The 15,400-nt window shown below is 63.9% G+C and carries 13 protein-coding genes; 8 read left to right on the forward strand and 5 right to left on the reverse strand.

Translation table 11 applies throughout. The features are described from left to right. Window positions 1–45 precede the first annotated feature (45 nt). The 3 genes from ACZY1F_RS01685 to ACZY1F_RS01695 are packed head-to-tail and all read right to left on the reverse strand — an operon-like array spanning window position 46 to window position 2,875. Entirely contained in the window at window positions 46–723 is a 678-nt protein-coding gene (locus ACZY1F_RS01685; RefSeq protein ID WP_463939931.1) for an NUDIX hydrolase, read from the reverse strand. Further along, the gene (nth, locus tag ACZY1F_RS01690) at window positions 720–1,544 is read right to left on the reverse strand and encodes an endonuclease III (protein ID WP_463939932.1); all 825 of its coding nucleotides are present in this window, start codon (window positions 1,542–1,544) and stop codon (window positions 720–722) included. The genes ACZY1F_RS01685 and nth overlap by 4 nt, the downstream gene beginning before the upstream one ends. 8 nt (window positions 1,545–1,552) lie before the next feature. Then, complete coding sequence (locus ACZY1F_RS01695; RefSeq protein WP_463939933.1) at window positions 1,553–2,875, reverse strand: hypothetical protein; 1,323 nt, start codon at window positions 2,873–2,875, stop codon at window positions 1,553–1,555. A gap of 406 nt (window positions 2,876–3,281) precedes the next feature. Between ACZY1F_RS01695 and acs the strand changes: the two genes are divergently transcribed. From acs to ACZY1F_RS01720, 5 genes are all read left to right on the forward strand, one after another. Beyond that, window positions 3,282–5,291, forward strand: coding sequence for an acetate--CoA ligase (acs, locus tag ACZY1F_RS01700; protein WP_463939934.1), 2,010 nt, complete (start codon window positions 3,282–3,284; stop codon window positions 5,289–5,291). Window positions 5,292–5,499: 208 nt separating this feature from the next. Beyond that, entirely contained in the window at window positions 5,500–6,810 is a 1,311-nt protein-coding gene (locus tag ACZY1F_RS01705; protein WP_463939935.1) for an ABC transporter substrate-binding protein, read from the forward strand. Between the two features lie 133 nt (window positions 6,811–6,943). Further along, a complete protein-coding gene (locus tag ACZY1F_RS01710) occupies window positions 6,944–7,915 on the forward strand; it encodes a carbohydrate ABC transporter permease (protein ID WP_463939936.1) in 972 nt (323 codons plus the stop codon). Continuing rightward, window positions 7,912–8,826 (forward strand): carbohydrate ABC transporter permease, encoded by a 915-nt coding sequence (locus ACZY1F_RS01715; protein ID WP_463939937.1) that lies wholly within the window; start codon window positions 7,912–7,914, stop codon window positions 8,824–8,826. The genes ACZY1F_RS01710 and ACZY1F_RS01715 overlap by 4 nt, the downstream gene beginning before the upstream one ends. Before the next feature lie 57 nt (window positions 8,827–8,883). Continuing rightward, entirely contained in the window at window positions 8,884–9,672 is a 789-nt protein-coding gene (locus tag ACZY1F_RS01720) for a DeoR/GlpR family DNA-binding transcription regulator (RefSeq protein WP_463916062.1), read from the forward strand. Here ACZY1F_RS01720 and ACZY1F_RS01725 read toward each other — a convergent pair. Together ACZY1F_RS01725 and ACZY1F_RS01730 are read right to left on the reverse strand one after the other, a co-directional pair. Beyond that, entirely contained in the window at window positions 9,669–10,688 is a 1,020-nt protein-coding gene (locus tag ACZY1F_RS01725) for a LacI family DNA-binding transcriptional regulator (RefSeq protein ID WP_463939938.1), read from the reverse strand. The genes ACZY1F_RS01720 and ACZY1F_RS01725 overlap by 4 nt on opposite strands. Before the next feature lie 17 nt (window positions 10,689–10,705). Continuing rightward, window positions 10,706–11,905, reverse strand: coding sequence for a Gfo/Idh/MocA family protein (locus tag ACZY1F_RS01730; protein WP_463939939.1), 1,200 nt, complete (start codon window positions 11,903–11,905; stop codon window positions 10,706–10,708). Between the two features lie 213 nt (window positions 11,906–12,118). On the opposite strand from ACZY1F_RS01730, the gene ACZY1F_RS01735 reads away from it, so the two are divergent. The 3 genes from ACZY1F_RS01735 to ACZY1F_RS01745 are packed head-to-tail and all read left to right on the forward strand — an operon-like array spanning window position 12,119 to window position 15,385. Then, window positions 12,119–13,060: a carbohydrate ABC transporter permease gene (locus ACZY1F_RS01735; protein WP_463939940.1), complete on the forward strand. Its 942-nt coding sequence runs from the start codon at window positions 12,119–12,121 to the stop codon at window positions 13,058–13,060. Between the two features lie 9 nt (window positions 13,061–13,069). Continuing rightward, a complete protein-coding gene (locus tag ACZY1F_RS01740; protein WP_463939941.1) occupies window positions 13,070–13,996 on the forward strand; it encodes a carbohydrate ABC transporter permease in 927 nt (308 codons plus the stop codon). A gap of 45 nt (window positions 13,997–14,041) precedes the next feature. Continuing rightward, a complete protein-coding gene (locus tag ACZY1F_RS01745; protein WP_463939942.1) occupies window positions 14,042–15,385 on the forward strand; it encodes an ABC transporter substrate-binding protein in 1,344 nt (447 codons plus the stop codon). Window positions 15,386–15,400 lie beyond the last annotated feature (15 nt).

Raw genomic sequence — 15,400 nt, forward strand, 5'->3', positions numbered from 1 at the left:
GGCCACGGGCATTGTTGTTGATCTTCGGCAGCAGCCGCAGCCGAGCTAGAAGACCACCTCGTGCAGCCGGGTCCGGTCCCAGGGCACGGCCCAGCCCAGCTGCTCAAAGAGGCCATCCAGAATGATCCCTGTGAAGCCCCAGACCAGCACACCGCTGACTGCGAACGCGGGGCTGCTGAAGGTCCTGCCATCACGGCTGACCGTGGCTGTCACCCGGTTGGCCGGGTCCAGCAGGTCCCGGACGGGGATCCGGAAAACCTGGGCGGATTCGGCATAATCCACCACGTGCACCGGCGACGGCGACGCCCACCAGCCGAGCACGGGCGTCACCAGGAAGTTGCTCCGGGCCAGCCCGAGCTCCTGCAAAGCTCCCAGAACCTCCACCCCAGCGGAGTCCAGCCCGGTCTCCTCTTCGGCTTCGCGCAGGGCTGCGGCAACCGGGGTTTCGTCGGCGTCGATGGTGCCACCGGGAAAGGCGACCTGGCCGGGATGGGAATCCAGGGTGTGCGCGCGTTCCAGCAGCAGGACATCAAGATCCGCCGCGGCCAGGGGTTTGCCGGAGGCGGCCGGAACGTCGTCCAGTACACCGAAAAGCATCAGGACTGCAGCCTTGCGGGCTATGTTTTCATCCACGGTCAGGGCCGCCCAGGCAGTGTTTGGCGCGGTGACGTCGCCGCTGTCCGATCTGCGCACCAGGTCGATCAGGTCCTGGCGTGCGCTCATGGGAGCCGCCTCTGTGATTCCATCCGGATTTCAGCGGCGCGGTGCGTTTCGGACAGCAACTGTTCCAGGAGAATCTCGCTCCCGGGCGCCAGCTCGTATTTAAGGAGCTTGGCGGCCTTGCCGGGATCGGTCTCACCCAACCCGTAGCTGGGGCACCAGTTCGCAACCGGACATACGCCGCAGGCCGGCTTCCGTGAGTGGCACACCCGCCGCCCATGGAACACCACCCGGTGCGAGAGCATGGTCCAGTCCTTGGGCTCAAACAGTTCGGCGACGTCGAATTCGATCTGCACCGGGTCTTCGGAAGTGGTCCAGCCGAAGCGCCGCGCGAGCCGGCCGAAGTGCGTATCCACGGTGATCCCGGGGATCCCGAAGGCATTGCCCAGTACCACGTTGGCGGTTTTACGCCCCACTCCCGGCAGCGTCACGAGGTCCTCCAGCCGGCCGGGGACCACGCCGTCGTACTCGTCCACCAGGCGCGTGCTCAGCGCCATCACGTTCTTCGTTTTTGCCCGGAAAAAGCCGGTGGGCTGCAGGATCGCTTCCAGCTCGTTGGGATCGGCCTCCGACATGGCCCGGGCGTCCGGGTACCGCGCGAAGAGAATCTTGGTGACATGGTTGACCAGCACATCTGTGGTCTGGGCCGACAGGACCGTGGCCACCACCAGCTCGAACGGGTTCCGGAAATCCAGCTCAGCATGGGCGTACGGGTACTTCTCCGCCAAGGCCTTGTTGATCCGTCGCGCCCGGCGCTTCAACGCCAGCAAAGACTCCGGGGCTGCTGCGGCCGGGCCGGATCCGGGTCTACGGGAGGTGGCCACGGGCCTGGTTAGCCGCGCTCGATGTTGCTGAGGTCGCGCAGCACGCCCACCCGTCCGTCGGTGTGCTGGACCAGGAATTCGTGGCCCCGGTCTTCCAGCGCCAGAACCCAGCCGCCCGGTTCAATCACAAACGCGGGGGCGCCGGTCTGGGCATCCACTGCGGTCCGGTGCTGGGCCACGGCAAACCAAAATGCCTCATGCGCCGGCTCTTCGTACGATTCTTCCGGCCTGGATGCCGGATCCACGGTGGCGCCGATGGGCTCCACGCTGCGCACCTGCTGATGCACGGCCGTCGCCGCAGGTTCCGCGGCGGACTGGCGAGCCGGGGCAGGGACACCCGTGCCGGCGTTGTGGACTGCCGCTTCAGGGGCAGCGGCGGAGGACTCGGCCGTAGCCGTCGGCGCAGATGCGGCTGGAGCCGCAGCCGCCGCCGGGATGTCATCTGCAGTAGCCTCCGCAACGGCGGGCGTCACTGAGGCGTTCGTCGCTGTTGGGGTAGGCACGACGTCGGCGGCCTGGGTTGCGGGGCTCGGGTCGCCGGCGGCGGTCCACTCGTTCGCCTCCGGGGCGGACGAGACGGCTGCTGGCGCAGCCGGGGCGGGGGCAGCCGGGGCAGGCGCGGAGCCGGCCGGCGCGGAGAAGGCCCCAGCCGAAGCTGCGGGGGTGCCGGCGTGCACAGAAGTGGCGGCAGGCGCGGAAGCCGCCGGGACGGGCGCGGCCGCAGGCTGGGGTTCCTTGGGCGTGTGCGGCTTGGGCAGCGGGACGGCCGAGTCGCGCGCCATCACGTGCGCCGGGGATTCGTCGCGCCCCAGGAAGTCGCCGGCGAAGTACGGAATGAACCGGCTCAGCACGGTCCCCGCGAACAGCACCACGGAACCGACCAGGCCCACCAACAGGCTGGGCACATAGCCCGCAGCCGTGGAAACGAAGAAGAACGCCAGTGCAAAGGAAGCCACCACAGAAGCGAACTGGTCAACGGACAGCGAGCCGATGCGGACCTTCGTGGCGGGCACAAGCCGGCGGGCAGCAAAGAGTGCCGTAACAATCAGCGGCAACACAATGCCGAGGCCCAGGAAGAACAGGCTGCCTGCATTCCAGAGATTAAACCGGCCGAAGAAGATGGGCAGCAGCGAGGCCACCAGAAGAATGAGGGTAGAGGCGAAAACCGTCAGGTCCCGCAGCGTGAACGGACCCAGCACGGCCTGGTTGGTGGTGCCCGGCTTGGCGCGGGCCGGCTTCTGCACGCCCTTCGCTGAGCCGCCTCCCGGTGTGGTGCCAGGCCCGGCCTCGGTTGTGCGGCCAAATTTCTGGCCGAAGCTTTGCTGGTTCATTCTGTACTCCTTAGCGTGGCGGCACCGGGACGGTTCCGTCCCAAAACTGTGCCGTCCGAAACGGCGGCAACGGCCAGGCCCGGCAGTGATACACCGGATCCGACAGCTCCGTAGAAAGTCACAATTCAATCTCAGCCTAGCCAACCGCATGGCCGATCACTAGCTGATCCGCAGCGGCGGGACGCCGGTTCGCAGGGTCCATTAACCATTCACCGCTAAATAAATGCCGTTCGCGGGCGCCTTTGTGACAGCGAACACATCGCGGCCCCTGCACGTATTAGGCTGATTCCGGAACAGCTCTTTGCGGAATGTCCGCGATCGGCCGCTGCCCAATGCCGCGCACATCGGCGGAGCACGGCCGGGCGACGGCAGCCGCTGAACAGACCGATGAATGATGAGGTTCACCATGTCTCAGGACACTCCCGGCTCCACGGCCACTGCCCCCGCAGCTTCCGTGCAGACCGACCAGCAGGGCGACGCCTTTGAAAACCTGCTGCACGAAAACCGCACTTTCGCCCCCAGCCCCGAATTCGCTGCCGACGCCGTTGTCACCGCCGCTGATTACGCCGAGGCCGACGCCGACCGCCCGGCTTTCTGGGCGAAGCAGGCCCGCGAACTGCTCACCTGGAGCAAAGACTTCGGCCAGGCACTGGACTGGTCCAACCCGCCGTTCGCCAAGTGGTTCGTGGGCGGCGAGGTCAACGCCGCGTACAACGCCCTGGACCGCCATGTGGAGAACGGCCTCGGGGAACGGGTGGCCATCTACTTCGAGGGTGAACCCGGCGACACCCGCACCTACACGTACGCCCAGCTCACCGAAGAGGTCAAGAAGGCCGCGAACGCCTTCGAGTCCCTCGGCGTTGGCAAGGGTGACCGGGTGGCGGTCTACCTGCCCATGATCCCGGAGGCCGTCATCACGCTGCTGGCCTGCGCCCGCATCGGCGCGGTGCACTCCGTAGTGTTCGGCGGGTTCTCCGCCGACGCCCTGCGGTCCCGGATCGAGGACGCCGAAGCCAAGCTCGTGGTCACCGCGGACGGCACCTACCGCCGCGGCAAGCCCAGCGCGCTCAAGACCGCCGTGGACGAGGCACTCGCCGCCGACGGGCACACGGTCCAGAACGTAGTGGTGGTCAAGCGCAACGGCCAGAACGTGGACTGGCACGAAGGCCGGGACCACTGGTGGGCGGACACCGTGGAGCTGGCCTCCACGGAGCACACCGCCGTCGGGCACGACTCCGAGCACCCGCTGTTCATCCTGTACACCTCGGGGACCACGGGGAAACCCAAGGGCATCCTGCACACCACCGGCGGCTACCTCACGCAGGGCGCCTACACCCACAAGGCCGTCTTCGACCTGCACCCCGAAACGGATGTCTACTGGTGCACGGCCGACGTCGGCTGGGTCACCGGCCACTCCTACGTCGCCTACGCCCCGCTCATCAACGGCGCCACCCAGGTCATGTACGAGGGCACCCCGGATTCCCCGCACCAGGGCCGCTGGTGGGAAATCATCGAGAAGTACAAGGTCTCCATCCTGTACACCGCTCCTACGGCCATCCGGACGTTTATGAAGTGGGGCCGGGAGATCCCGGACAAGTATGACCTATCCTCGATCCGTGTCCTCGGGTCCGTGGGCGAATCCATCAACCCGGAAGCGTGGATGTGGTACCGGGATGTCATCGGGGCCAACAAGGCCCCGATCGTGGACACCTGGTGGCAGACCGAAACCGGCGCGCAGATGATCGCCCCGCTGCCGGGTGTCACCGCCACGAAGCCCGGCTCCGCGCAGACACCTTTGCCCGGCATCGCCGTGGACGTCGTCGATGAGCAGGGCGAATCCGTGCCGGACGGCCACGGCGGTTTCCTGGTGATCCGCGAGCCCTGGCCTGCTATGCTCCGGGGCATCTGGGGTGACCCCGAGCGGTTCAAGGAGACCTACTGGTCCCGTTTCGAAGGCATGTACTTCGCCGGCGACGGTGCCAAGAAGGACGAGGACGGCGACATCTGGCTCCTGGGCCGCGTGGATGACGTAATGAACATCTCCGGGCACCGGCTCTCCACCACCGAAATCGAATCAGCCCTGGTGTCCCACCCCTCCGTGGCCGAAGCCGCCGTTGTGGGCGCCGCGGACGAGACCACCGGCCAGGCCGTCGTCGCGTTTGTCATCCTGCGCGGCGATGCCGTGGACAAGGGCGAGGCCACCATCGCCGAACTCCGCAACCACGTAGGTAAGGAAATCGGGCCCATCGCCAAGCCCAAAACCATCCTCGTGGTCCCGGAACTGCCCAAAACCCGCTCCGGCAAGATCGTCCGCCGCCTGCTCAAGGACATCGCCGAAGGCCGCGAATCCGGCGACGCCACCACCCTGGCCGACACCACCGTCATGGCCCAGATCGCGCAGTCGCTCAGAAAGTAACAGCTGCCGCAAGCCCCAGTCCGAAGCTATCGAGTGGCCCCGTTATTCCCGTCCTGATGGGAATAACGGGGCCACTCCCGTTTGGGACGATTCAAAAAAATCGACGCCAAAAATGTTATTTGCCGTTCTTCCATGTTCTGTTTTGAACGTTTATAGTCAGATGCAATGTGAGGTGTCTCACATGCGGCTATTTTTCAAGGGAGAGAACATGGCTTCACAGTTTGATGCGTCTGCAACCGCTTTTCCGAGCAGGCGAAGCATCCTCAAGACCGTCGGCGTAGGCGCGGCAGGCATTGCCGGCATCCCGTTCCTGGCAGCCTGCACCGGCGGAAGCGGCCCGTCCGCGTCAGGTTCCGGTTCCTCCGGCCTCACCTTCGGCTCCGGCTCCTCGGACGATGTGCCCAAGCGCGCCTACCAGGCCGTCGCCGACGCCTTCACGGCCAAAAACAGCAAGCAGGTCACCATCAACACGGTGCCCCACAATGATTTCCAGAACAAGATCAATTCCTACCTGCAGGGCTCTCCGGACGATACGTTCACCTGGTTCGCTGGCTACCGCATGCAGTACTACGCGGGCAAAGGGCTCCTTGCACCCATCGATGACGTCTGGGAAACCATCGGTGGCAACTACTCCGATGCGCTGAAGAAAGCCTCCACCGGACCGGACGGCAAGATGTACTTCGTGCCCAACTACAACTACCCATGGGGGTTCTTCTACCGGAAGAGTCTCTGGGCCGAAAAGGGGTACGAGGTGCCGGAGACCTTTGACGCACTCAAGGCCCTCGCCACGAAGATGCAGGCAGATGGCATCATTCCCATCGGCTTCGCCGACAAAGACGGCTGGCCGGCCATGGGCACCTTCGACTACATGAACATGCGGCTCAACGGCTACCAGTTCCATGTGGACCTGTGCGCACACAAGGAATCCTGGGACCAGCAAAAGGTCAGCGCGGTCTTCGACACCTGGGCGGCGCTCCTTCCCTTCCAGGATCCGGGAGCCCTCGGCCAGACCTGGCAGGACGCCGCTAAGGCTCTGGAAGCCAAGAAGACCGGCATGTACCTGCTGGGTTCCTTCGTCACCCAGCAATTCACCGACCCGGCGGTGCTGGCGGACATCGATTTCTTCGCCTTTCCGGAGATCGCCATGGAAGGCCGCGACGCCGTCGAAGCCCCCATCGACGGCCTCCTGCTGTCGAAAAAGGGCGGGGAGAACAAGACGGCCCGCGACTTCATGGCGTTCCTCGGCACCGCCGATGCCCAGGACGCCTACGCTGCCGTGGATGCGTCCAACATCGCCACCGCCAAGGGCACGGACACGTCCAAGTTCAGCCCGCTCAACAAGAAGTGTGCGGACACCATCGCGGACGCGAAGTACATCAGCCAGTTCTTCGACCGCGACGCCCTGCCGGCCATGGCCAACAACGTGATGATCCCGGCCCTGCAGAGCTTCATCAAGGACGGCAAAATGGACGTCAAAAACCTTGAGGCCCAGGCCAAGTCGCTCTACGCCGCGCAGTAGCCCAGGGCAGCACTTCCAGCCCTGTCAGCGCCGTTTCCACGGCGCCCAACCAGAACGGAACGACGACGGCGGCGCAAGGCTCCCGCCGCCGTCGTTCCCTTCCAGCGTCCCCATCAATAGAGGGAAGACTTCCATGAGCAGCACCGCACAAGAACTGATACCGCCGGAAGCGCGGGAGCCCGGCGTCGGCCGTATCCGGCGGGCCAGAGGCGGGCGGGTCCGCCGCCTGACCGGGCGGGACAAGGTGGTCCTGTCGCTGATGGTGGGGATCCCCACCCTGATCGAACTGGCCCTGGTCTGGCTGCCGACGCTGATGTCCGTGGGGCTCAGCTTCAGCCGGTGGAACGGCCTGGACCTGGCCGACATACGCCCCGCCGGCACGGCGAACTACCAGTACATCACCCAGGACTACCCGCCCTTTTGGCCGGCAGTGCAGCACAACCTCCTCTGGCTCCTCTTCCTGGCCCTGATCGCCACACCGCTGGGCCTGTTGCTCGCCGTGCTGCTGGACCAGAACATCAGGGGCAGCAAGATTTACCAGAGCATCTTTTTCGCACCCGTGATGTTGTCCCTGGCCCTGATCGGCATCATCTGGCAGCTCTTTTACCAGCGCGACAACGGACTCCTGAACTTCCTCCTGGGCACCGCCGGGACACCGCAGGCCGTTGACTGGTTCGGCGACTCCTCCGTGAACATTTGGGCCGCCATGATCGCAGCGACGTGGCGGCATGCCGGCTACGTGATGCTCCTGTACCTGGCCGGGCTGAAGGGCGTGGACCCGACCCTCAAGGAAGCCGCCGCCATCGATGGAGCCAGTGCCGGGCAGACCTTCTTCCGCGTGGTGTTCCCGGCCATGCGCCCCATCAATATCGTCATCGTGGTGATCACCATCATCGAATCGCTGCGCGCCTTTGACGTGGTGTACGTCATCAACCGCGGAACCAACGGCCTGGAAATGCTCAGCGCCCTGGTGATCCAGAACCTCGTAGGTGAAGGCCAGGTGATTGGCGTCGGCTCGGCACTGGCAGTGGTGCTGCTGGTCATCTCCCTTGTTCCTATCGTCTTCTACCTCAGCCGCACCTTCGGCAAGGAGAACAAAGCATGAGCACCACCACAGCCCGCGCCGGCAGGACTCCCGCCGCAGCCGCGCCCCGCTCCGGTAGCAGGCCCAAGCGCCACTACGGAACCCATATCTTCCTGGCCGTCGTGGCAGTGATGTGGTTGATCCCGCTGGGTTGGTCTCTTTTCACGGCCCTCCGCCCGGTGGCCTCGACGAACCAGTACGGCTATTTCAGCTTTGCCGGCGACTTCAACTTCGACAACTTTGCCCAGGCCTGGACCCAGGGCGGGTTTTCCACGTACTTCTGGAACTCGGTCATCATCACCGTCCCGGCTGTGCTGCTGACCCTGTTCCTTGCCTCCCTCATGGCCTTCGCCGTCAGCCGGGTGAACTGGAAGTTCAACATCACGCTGCTCATCATGTTCACCGCCGGCAACCTGCTTCCCCCGCAGGTCCTCGCCGCCCCGCTGTTCGAGATGGCAAAGCACTTCGAAGTGCCGTACTCGGTCAGCGATTCCGGAAACATGCTGAACACGTACATCATTGTGATCGCGGTCAATACCGCCTTCCAGATGGGTTTCTGCACCTTTGTGCTGTCCAACTACATGAAGGCGCTCTCCGCGGACCTGACCGAGGCCGCCCTGGTGGATGGGGCCGGCATCTGGCGGCAGTACCGGGAGATCATCATGCCACTATGCCGGCCGGCGTTCGCCGCCCTCGGCACGCTGCAGGTCATCTTCATCTACAACGACTACTTCTGGCCCCTCATCTTCATCCAGAGCGGCAACCGGCTTCCGATCACCACGGCCATCAACAACCTGCAGGGAGAATTCCTGAGCAACTACAACCTCCTGGCGGCCGGTGCAGTCATCACTGTCATTCCCACGCTGGTGATCTACCTGCTCCTGCAGCGGCAGTTTGTTGCGGGGCTGACTCTTGGTTCAAGCAAGGGGTAGACCATCATGGAACGTGACGGGGATATCAGTCCCCCGCCTCAGCACGAAAGGAATTCCATGCTCCCCGCAGCACGCCACCAGGCAATCGTGGACGCCGTCCAGCGCGAACGGGTTGTCCGCGTCTCGGACCTGGCCCAACAACTGGGTGTTTCGCTGATGACTGTCCGTCGGGATATCGAGTTGCTGGAGGAGGGCGGCAAACTGGAACGTATCCACGGCGGCGCCAAGCTCCCCGGCGATGCCAGCACCCACGAGCCAGGCTTCGAACTTAAGTCCACGCAGCTGACAGCGGAGAAGCGTGCCATTGCAATTGAAGCGGCCGCACTCGTCCAGGAAGGGATGGCGGTGGGGCTGAGCGCCGGGACCACAACGTGGGCGCTCGCCAAGGAACTGGTCAACGGCCCGCAAATCACGGTGGTCACCAACTCGGTGCGCATCGCTGACCTGTTCCACCATGCTGCGGCAACGGGCCCGGCCCGCTACAGCTCCACGGTGATCCTGATCGGCGGCCAGCGCACGCCGTCGGACGCCCTGGTTGGCCCCATCGCGACCAGCGCGCTGAAGCAGCTGCACCTGGACGTGCTGTTCCTTGGCGTCCACGGCATGGAAACCGTCGCCGGCTTCACTACGCCCAACCTGCTTGAGGCCGAAACGAACCGGGCCTTTGTGGCCGCAGCGCGGAAAACTGTCGTGCTGGCCGACCACACCAAATGGGGGGTGCTGGGCATCAGTTCCATTGCGTCGCTGGACGAAGTGGACGAGGTCATCAGTGATCTCGGGCTGGGTCCTGAGGCGCAACGTGTCCTGCAGGAGAAAGTTGGCAGGCTTCGGCTCGCTGCAGCCTAGGGGCAGCCGCAGGACTGCCGGATCTGCAACTCGGCAGGAAAGATGAGATGTTCGGATTCGTGGCCGCGATGGGCGCCTATCAGGGCGCTGACTGCGGCCTCCGCCATTGCCTTTGCCGGCTGTTTCACTGTGGTGAGGGGAGGCCAGCTGTACTCAGCTTCAGCCGAGCCGTCGAACGAGGCCAGCGCAATGTCTCCGGGCACGGAGACCCCCGCCTCATGGAGCGCGCGGAGGATACCGACAGCCTGCAGGTCAGACGTGGCAAAAATGGCCGTCGGGCGGCTCGCGGAGGCCAGGAGGCGTTTCCCTGCAGCGTAGCCGCCTTCCCGGGTGAAGGCGGTACGGACAATGGGGCCTTCCGGCAGTCCTGCCCCCGCCAGAGCCTGCAGCCAGCCCTCTTCACGGCCGTCATAATAGTTGCCGGTGTTAGTACCCATGGCGAGGGCGATACTGGTGTGTCCGTGGCCGATCAGGTGTTCAACGGCTGATTTTGCGCCCGCCACCAGATCCACGCCCACGCTGTTGAATCCGGGCGCATCGGCACTGTGGTTCAGCAGAACAACAGGTATCTCCGCCGATTCAAGGTCCGTCAGGCCCGGTTCCATCAAGACACTGGACAGGATGACGCCGTCCACCTGGCGTGCTGCAAGGTTGCGGACATGCCGGAGTTCCTTCGCGAGGTTTCCATCCGAGTTGGTAAGCAGCAGGGCGTAGCCCAGTTCGGCGGCAGCATCTTCAACAGCGTGTGCCAGCAGCGAGAAGAAAGGGTTGCTGTTGTCCGGAATAACCAGCCCTATGGTTTCGCTGGATCCTAGTTTCAGGGCCCGGGCGGCAGCGTTCGGACGGTACCCCAGCCGGCGGATGGCGTCCTGGACCTTCGCTTCCGTGGCCGGCGCCACTCGCTTGGGCCCGCCGTTCACTACGTAGCTGACGACGGCGGTGCTGACGCCCGCGTACCGGGCAACATCCTTGCGGGTCACCGGGCCGCGCGGGGCCTGCAATGCGGGAGTCGTCATGGTGTACATGCTAGCTATCAGATCCCCGGCGCGTCACCGAAGTCACGGATGGGCAGACGCTCTCCGCCGCGGAGGGCGGACTGGTGCGCCACGATGCCAGGCAGCGTGAACCGGGCGGCAACCCAGGCGTTGACCGGCGGCTGCGTGCCGGTGTTGACCGCTGTTACGAAGTCATCCACGAGGAAGTGGTGGCTGCCTTCGTGGCCGTTCGGTGCGCCGCGGAACTCCTCAGGCAGCCGGTCAGCATCATGGACCGGCGAGAGTCCGGAGACGAAGGCGTCCCGTAGTTCCGGCGCAACGTTGGCCAGCGACGGGTCATCCAGGGACATGCTGGGACGTGTTTCCAGCTGCTCGGAAATGTCGTGGACGTTTTCCTTGTCCTGCCAGACCGTGACATTTGCGAGCTGTTCAAAGCTGGCCTCCGTCCCGAAGAAGCGGAACCGGGACTCCCTGATGTGTGACGGATAGCCCACGCGGCGCATCTCGTTAGTGCGCATAACGCCGCCGTCGTTCAGTTCAAATAGGGCCGTGGCATTGGAGAAGTCGTTGCCGAACATGCTGATTTCCTTGTCAAAGACGCCGTCGTTGCGGTCGTCCTTGACACCGACGCAGCTGACGCTGACGGCATGGGCGGGGACCGCACCGAGCACTCCCCCGAGCGCGTGCGTCGGGTACAGCATTGGCGGGTAACTGGCGGTTTCCTTCCAGCGGTCACCGCCGCTGTACTGGTAGGCATCGTAGAAGCCCAGGTCCATGTCGTGGACATAGTCCCCCTCGGTGTAGAAGATCCGCCCGAAACGGCCGGCCGCGTGCTGCTTGCGTGCATAGACGGTGGCCGGGTTGTAGTAGCTGGTCTCCCCCATCATGTAGACCTTTCCGGTCTCGCGCACGGCATTGATGATGCGGGCGATCTCTTCCTCGGAAATAGCCATGGGGACGGCCGAGTAGACGTGCTTGCCGGCGCGGAGCGCCTTTTCCACCAGCGGACCGTGTGTCCAACGCTGGGTGAAGATGGCCACGGCATCGACGTCGGATTCCAACAGTTCATCAAAACCTGCCTTCACACCCGCAAGGTGCAGGCGGTCCGCTGCTTCGGCTGCACGCAATGAAACTTCATCCACCACATAGACGGCACTGACACCGGGGTGGAGATTGAAGAGGTGCGCGAACTGGCCGCCGAACTGGCCAACTCCTACTACGCCGATTGAAAACGTCATTGTTTGCCTTCCGTAGATGCCTTGCGGGAGCGCCGGGCAAGCGCTCTCCATCAGAATCGCCAGTCTTTCACCTGAATCTACTCGAGTCAATGACCAAGTTGCTGGATAAATCCCTTTAGAAATAAAAGAAACATCAACACTTGCCACCCTCAATCTACTCGTGTAGATTCCTCATCAGTTGTTATCCACATCACAGTCAGGAAAGGGTCGACGATGACCACCCTTGCCAAAAACGCGAGACCCGCACCGCCCCAAACCGGAGCACCCAAGCCGCGCGGCGGTTACCGCCGGCTCGGCGACCTCAAGATCGCCCTGTTCTTTATCGCCCCGGCCATGATCGGGTTCTTCTTCTTCTACGTTGTCCCAACCATCCGCGGCGTGTACCTGAGCTTCACGGAGTACAACATTCTCGGAGACCCCACCTGGGTGGGGATGGACAACTACACGGCGATTGCCAAGGACCCGCTGTTCTGGAATTCCCTGGCCGTCACGGGCCAGTACGTGGTCCTCAACATCGTCCTCCAGACGGCCCTGGCCCTGGGCCTGGCCCTCCTGATGCATCAGGTCGCGAAGTCCACGCTGATCCGTGGCGCCCTGCTCCTGCCCTACCTGATGTCGAACGTTATCGCGGCGCTGCTCTGGTTCTGGATGCTCGACTACCAGATCGGCGTGGTCAACCAGTTCATCGAATGGGCCGGACTCCCACGCGTCGCGTTCTTCGGCAGCGAAGAGTGGGCCATCCCCACCCAGGCAGTCATCAACACCTGGCGGCACATGGGGTACACCGCGCTGCTCATCTTCGCCGGCCTGCAGGCCATCCCGGGCAACATCTATGAGGTCGCCAAGCTGGACGGCGCCTCAGCGTTCCAGACCTTTCGCAAGATCACCATTCCGCTGCTCCGCCCGGTCCTGGTACTGGTCCTCGTGGTGACCGTGATCGGATCCTTCCAGGTCTTCGACACCGTGGCCGTCACCACCCAGGGCGGACCGGTCAACGCCACCCGCGTGATCCAGTACTACATCTACCAGCGGGCCTTCACCGAGTCGGACTTCGGTTACGGATCCGCCATCGCCGTCATTCTCTTCCTCATTCTCGCCCTGGTGGCCTTCATCCAGATGAAGTTCCTCAAGGGCAACGAGTCGGACCTGGACTAAGGAGTCCCCATGACATCCACCACCAGCCGCGCACCGCTGCAGGCCCCGGCCCGCCGCCGTCGTCCGTTCAACACCCGCCGCGCAGGCGCCTGGGCCCTCCTGGTCCTGGCCATCGCAGTCTCCGTCCTCCCGTTCCTCTGGGTGCTGCGGACGGCGCTGTCCACCAATGCGGCCTTGGCCGCCAATTCGGCCAGCCTGCTTCCCGCGGAGTTCACCTTTGGCGCCTTTATGCGGGTGTTCGGGCTGCAGAGCCCCGCGGATGCCATCGCCGAGGGCGGTTCCGGGGCCACCATAGATTTCTGGCTGTACCTGAAAAACTCCATCATCTTCTCGTCCATCACCACTGCCGGAGCCGTATTCTTCAGCGCGATGGCTGCCTACGCGTTTGCCCGGCTGCGCTGGAGGGGCCGGAACGCGGTGTTTAGCCTGTTCCTGGGCACCATGCTGGTCCCGCCGATCTTCACGGCACTGCCCAACTTCCTGCTGATCAAGAACCTGGACCTGCTCAACACCATGCTCGGCATGGTCCTGCCCTACCTCTTTATGACTCCGTTCGCCATCTTCTTCCTCCGCCAGTTCTTCCTGAACATGTCCCGCGAGGTGGAGGAAGCAGCCATGCTCGACGGCGCCAAGCACTTCCGCATCTTCTTCCAGATTGTGCTCCCCAACGCCGCCGCACCCATCGCCACCCTCGCACTGCTCACCTTCATCGGCCAGTGGAACGAGTACTTCTGGCCACTGCTCGTCGGCTCACAGGACGATGTGCGCGTCCTCCAGGTGGGCCTCGGCGTCTTCAAATCACAGGCACCCCAGGGTTCCCCGGACTGGTCCGGCCTGATGGCCGCGACCCTCGTTTCGGCCCTGCCTGTCCTGATCCTCTTCGCCGCCTTCGGCAAGAAGATCGTCAACTCCATCGGTTTCTCCGGCATCAAGTAATCCCCCTAAACCTCACTCCCCATCTCCCAAACGGAAAGTAGAACCATGAAGAAATCCCTCGGCGCCGTCGCCGTCGCCGCAGTTATGGCACTGTCCCTGTCCGCCTGTGGCGGAGGATCATCCTCCTCGGCAGAGTCAGCCAAGGGCGAGATCAACTACTGGCTGTGGGACGCCAACCAGCTGCCCGCCTACCAGCAGTGCGCCGACGACTTCAAGAAAGCCAACCCGGACATCTCGGTCAAGATCACCCAGCGCGGCTGGGACGACTACTGGAGCACGCTGACCAACGGCTTTGTTGGCGGCACCGCCCCGGACGTTTTCACCAACCACCTAGGACGCTACGGTGAGCTTGCCGAAAACAAGCAGCTGCTGGCCATCGATGACGCCGTCACGAAGGACAACATTGACCTGAGCCAGTACAACGAGGGCCTCGCGGACCTCTGGGTTGGCCAGGACGGCAAGCGCTACGGCCTGCCGAAGGACTGGGACACCATCGGTTTGTTCTACAACCAGGACATGCTCGCCAGCGGCGGCGTCACCGAGGACCAGATGAAGAATCTCACCTGGAACCCCCAGGACGGCGGCACCTACGAGCAGGTCATCGCCCACCTGAGCGTTGACAAGAACGGCAAGCGCGGCGACGAAGCCGGATTCGACAAGAACAACGTCGCCGTCTATGGCCTTGGCCTCAACGGCGGCGGCGACTCCTCCGGACAGACGGAGTGGAGCTACCTCACCAACACCACCGGCTGGTCCCACACGGACAAGAACCCGTGGGGCACCCACTACAACTACGACGACCCCAAGTTCCAGGAAAGCATGGAATGGTTCGCGGAGCTGGCTACGAAGGGCTACATGCCCAAGCTGGAGACAACTGTCGGCGCCAGTATGGCCGACACCTTCGCGGCCGGTAAGTCCGCCATCAATGCCCACGGTTCGTGGATGACCGGCCAGTACACCAGCTACCAGGGCATCAAGGTGGGCATCGCCCCCACTCCGGTGGGCCCCGAAGGCAAGCGTGCCTCGATGTTCAACGGCCTGGCCGACTCGATCTGGGCCGGAACCAAGAAAAAGGACGCCTCGATCAAGTGGGTTGAGTACCTCGCCTCGGCTGACTGCCAGGACGTCGTAGCGGCCAAGGCCGTCGTCTTCCCCGCGCTGAAGGCTTCTTCTGACAAGGCCGCGGCAGCGTTCAAGGCGAAGGGTGTGGATGTCAGCGCATTCACCGAGCAGGTCAAGAACAAGACGACCTTCCTGTACCCGATCACGGACAACACCGCCAAGGTCAAGGGCATCATGGAGCCCGCCATGGACGCAGTAGTGTCCGGCAAGGCCCCTGCCAGCTCCCTGACCCAGGCCAACGAACAGGTCAACGCCCTCTTCAAGTAGGCCACCAGCTTGACC

It is taken from the genome of Pseudarthrobacter xylosi (assembly GCF_055412765.1).

Excerpts from the sequence above, each read along its gene's own strand:
- ACZY1F_RS01705 (WP_463939935.1), top strand. The coding sequence starts at position 5,500 with ATGGCTTCACAGTTTGATGCGTCTGCAACCGCTTTTCCGAGCAGGCGA.
- ACZY1F_RS01745 (WP_463939942.1), top strand. The coding sequence starts at position 14,042 with ATGAAGAAATCCCTCGGCGCCGTCGCCGTCGCCGCAGTTATGGCACTG.
- ACZY1F_RS01720 (WP_463916062.1), top strand. The coding sequence starts at position 8,884 with ATGCTCCCCGCAGCACGCCACCAGGCAATCGTGGACGCCGTCCAGCGC.
- ACZY1F_RS01710 (WP_463939936.1), top strand. The coding sequence starts at position 6,944 with ATGAGCAGCACCGCACAAGAACTGATACCGCCGGAAGCGCGGGAGCCC.
- ACZY1F_RS01740 (WP_463939941.1), top strand. The coding sequence starts at position 13,070 with ATGACATCCACCACCAGCCGCGCACCGCTGCAGGCCCCGGCCCGCCGC.
- ACZY1F_RS01735 (WP_463939940.1), top strand. The coding sequence starts at position 12,119 with ATGACCACCCTTGCCAAAAACGCGAGACCCGCACCGCCCCAAACCGGA.
- ACZY1F_RS01725 (WP_463939938.1), bottom strand. The coding sequence starts at position 10,688 with ATGACGACTCCCGCATTGCAGGCCCCGCGCGGCCCGGTGACCCGCAAG.
- ACZY1F_RS01715 (WP_463939937.1), top strand. The coding sequence starts at position 7,912 with ATGAGCACCACCACAGCCCGCGCCGGCAGGACTCCCGCCGCAGCCGCG.
- ACZY1F_RS01685 (WP_463939931.1), bottom strand. The coding sequence starts at position 723 with ATGAGCGCACGCCAGGACCTGATCGACCTGGTGCGCAGATCGGACAGC.
- ACZY1F_RS01730 (WP_463939939.1), bottom strand. The coding sequence starts at position 11,905 with ATGACGTTTTCAATCGGCGTAGTAGGAGTTGGCCAGTTCGGCGGCCAG.
- acs (WP_463939934.1), top strand. The coding sequence starts at position 3,282 with ATGTCTCAGGACACTCCCGGCTCCACGGCCACTGCCCCCGCAGCTTCC.
- ACZY1F_RS01695 (WP_463939933.1), bottom strand. The coding sequence starts at position 2,875 with ATGAACCAGCAAAGCTTCGGCCAGAAATTTGGCCGCACAACCGAGGCC.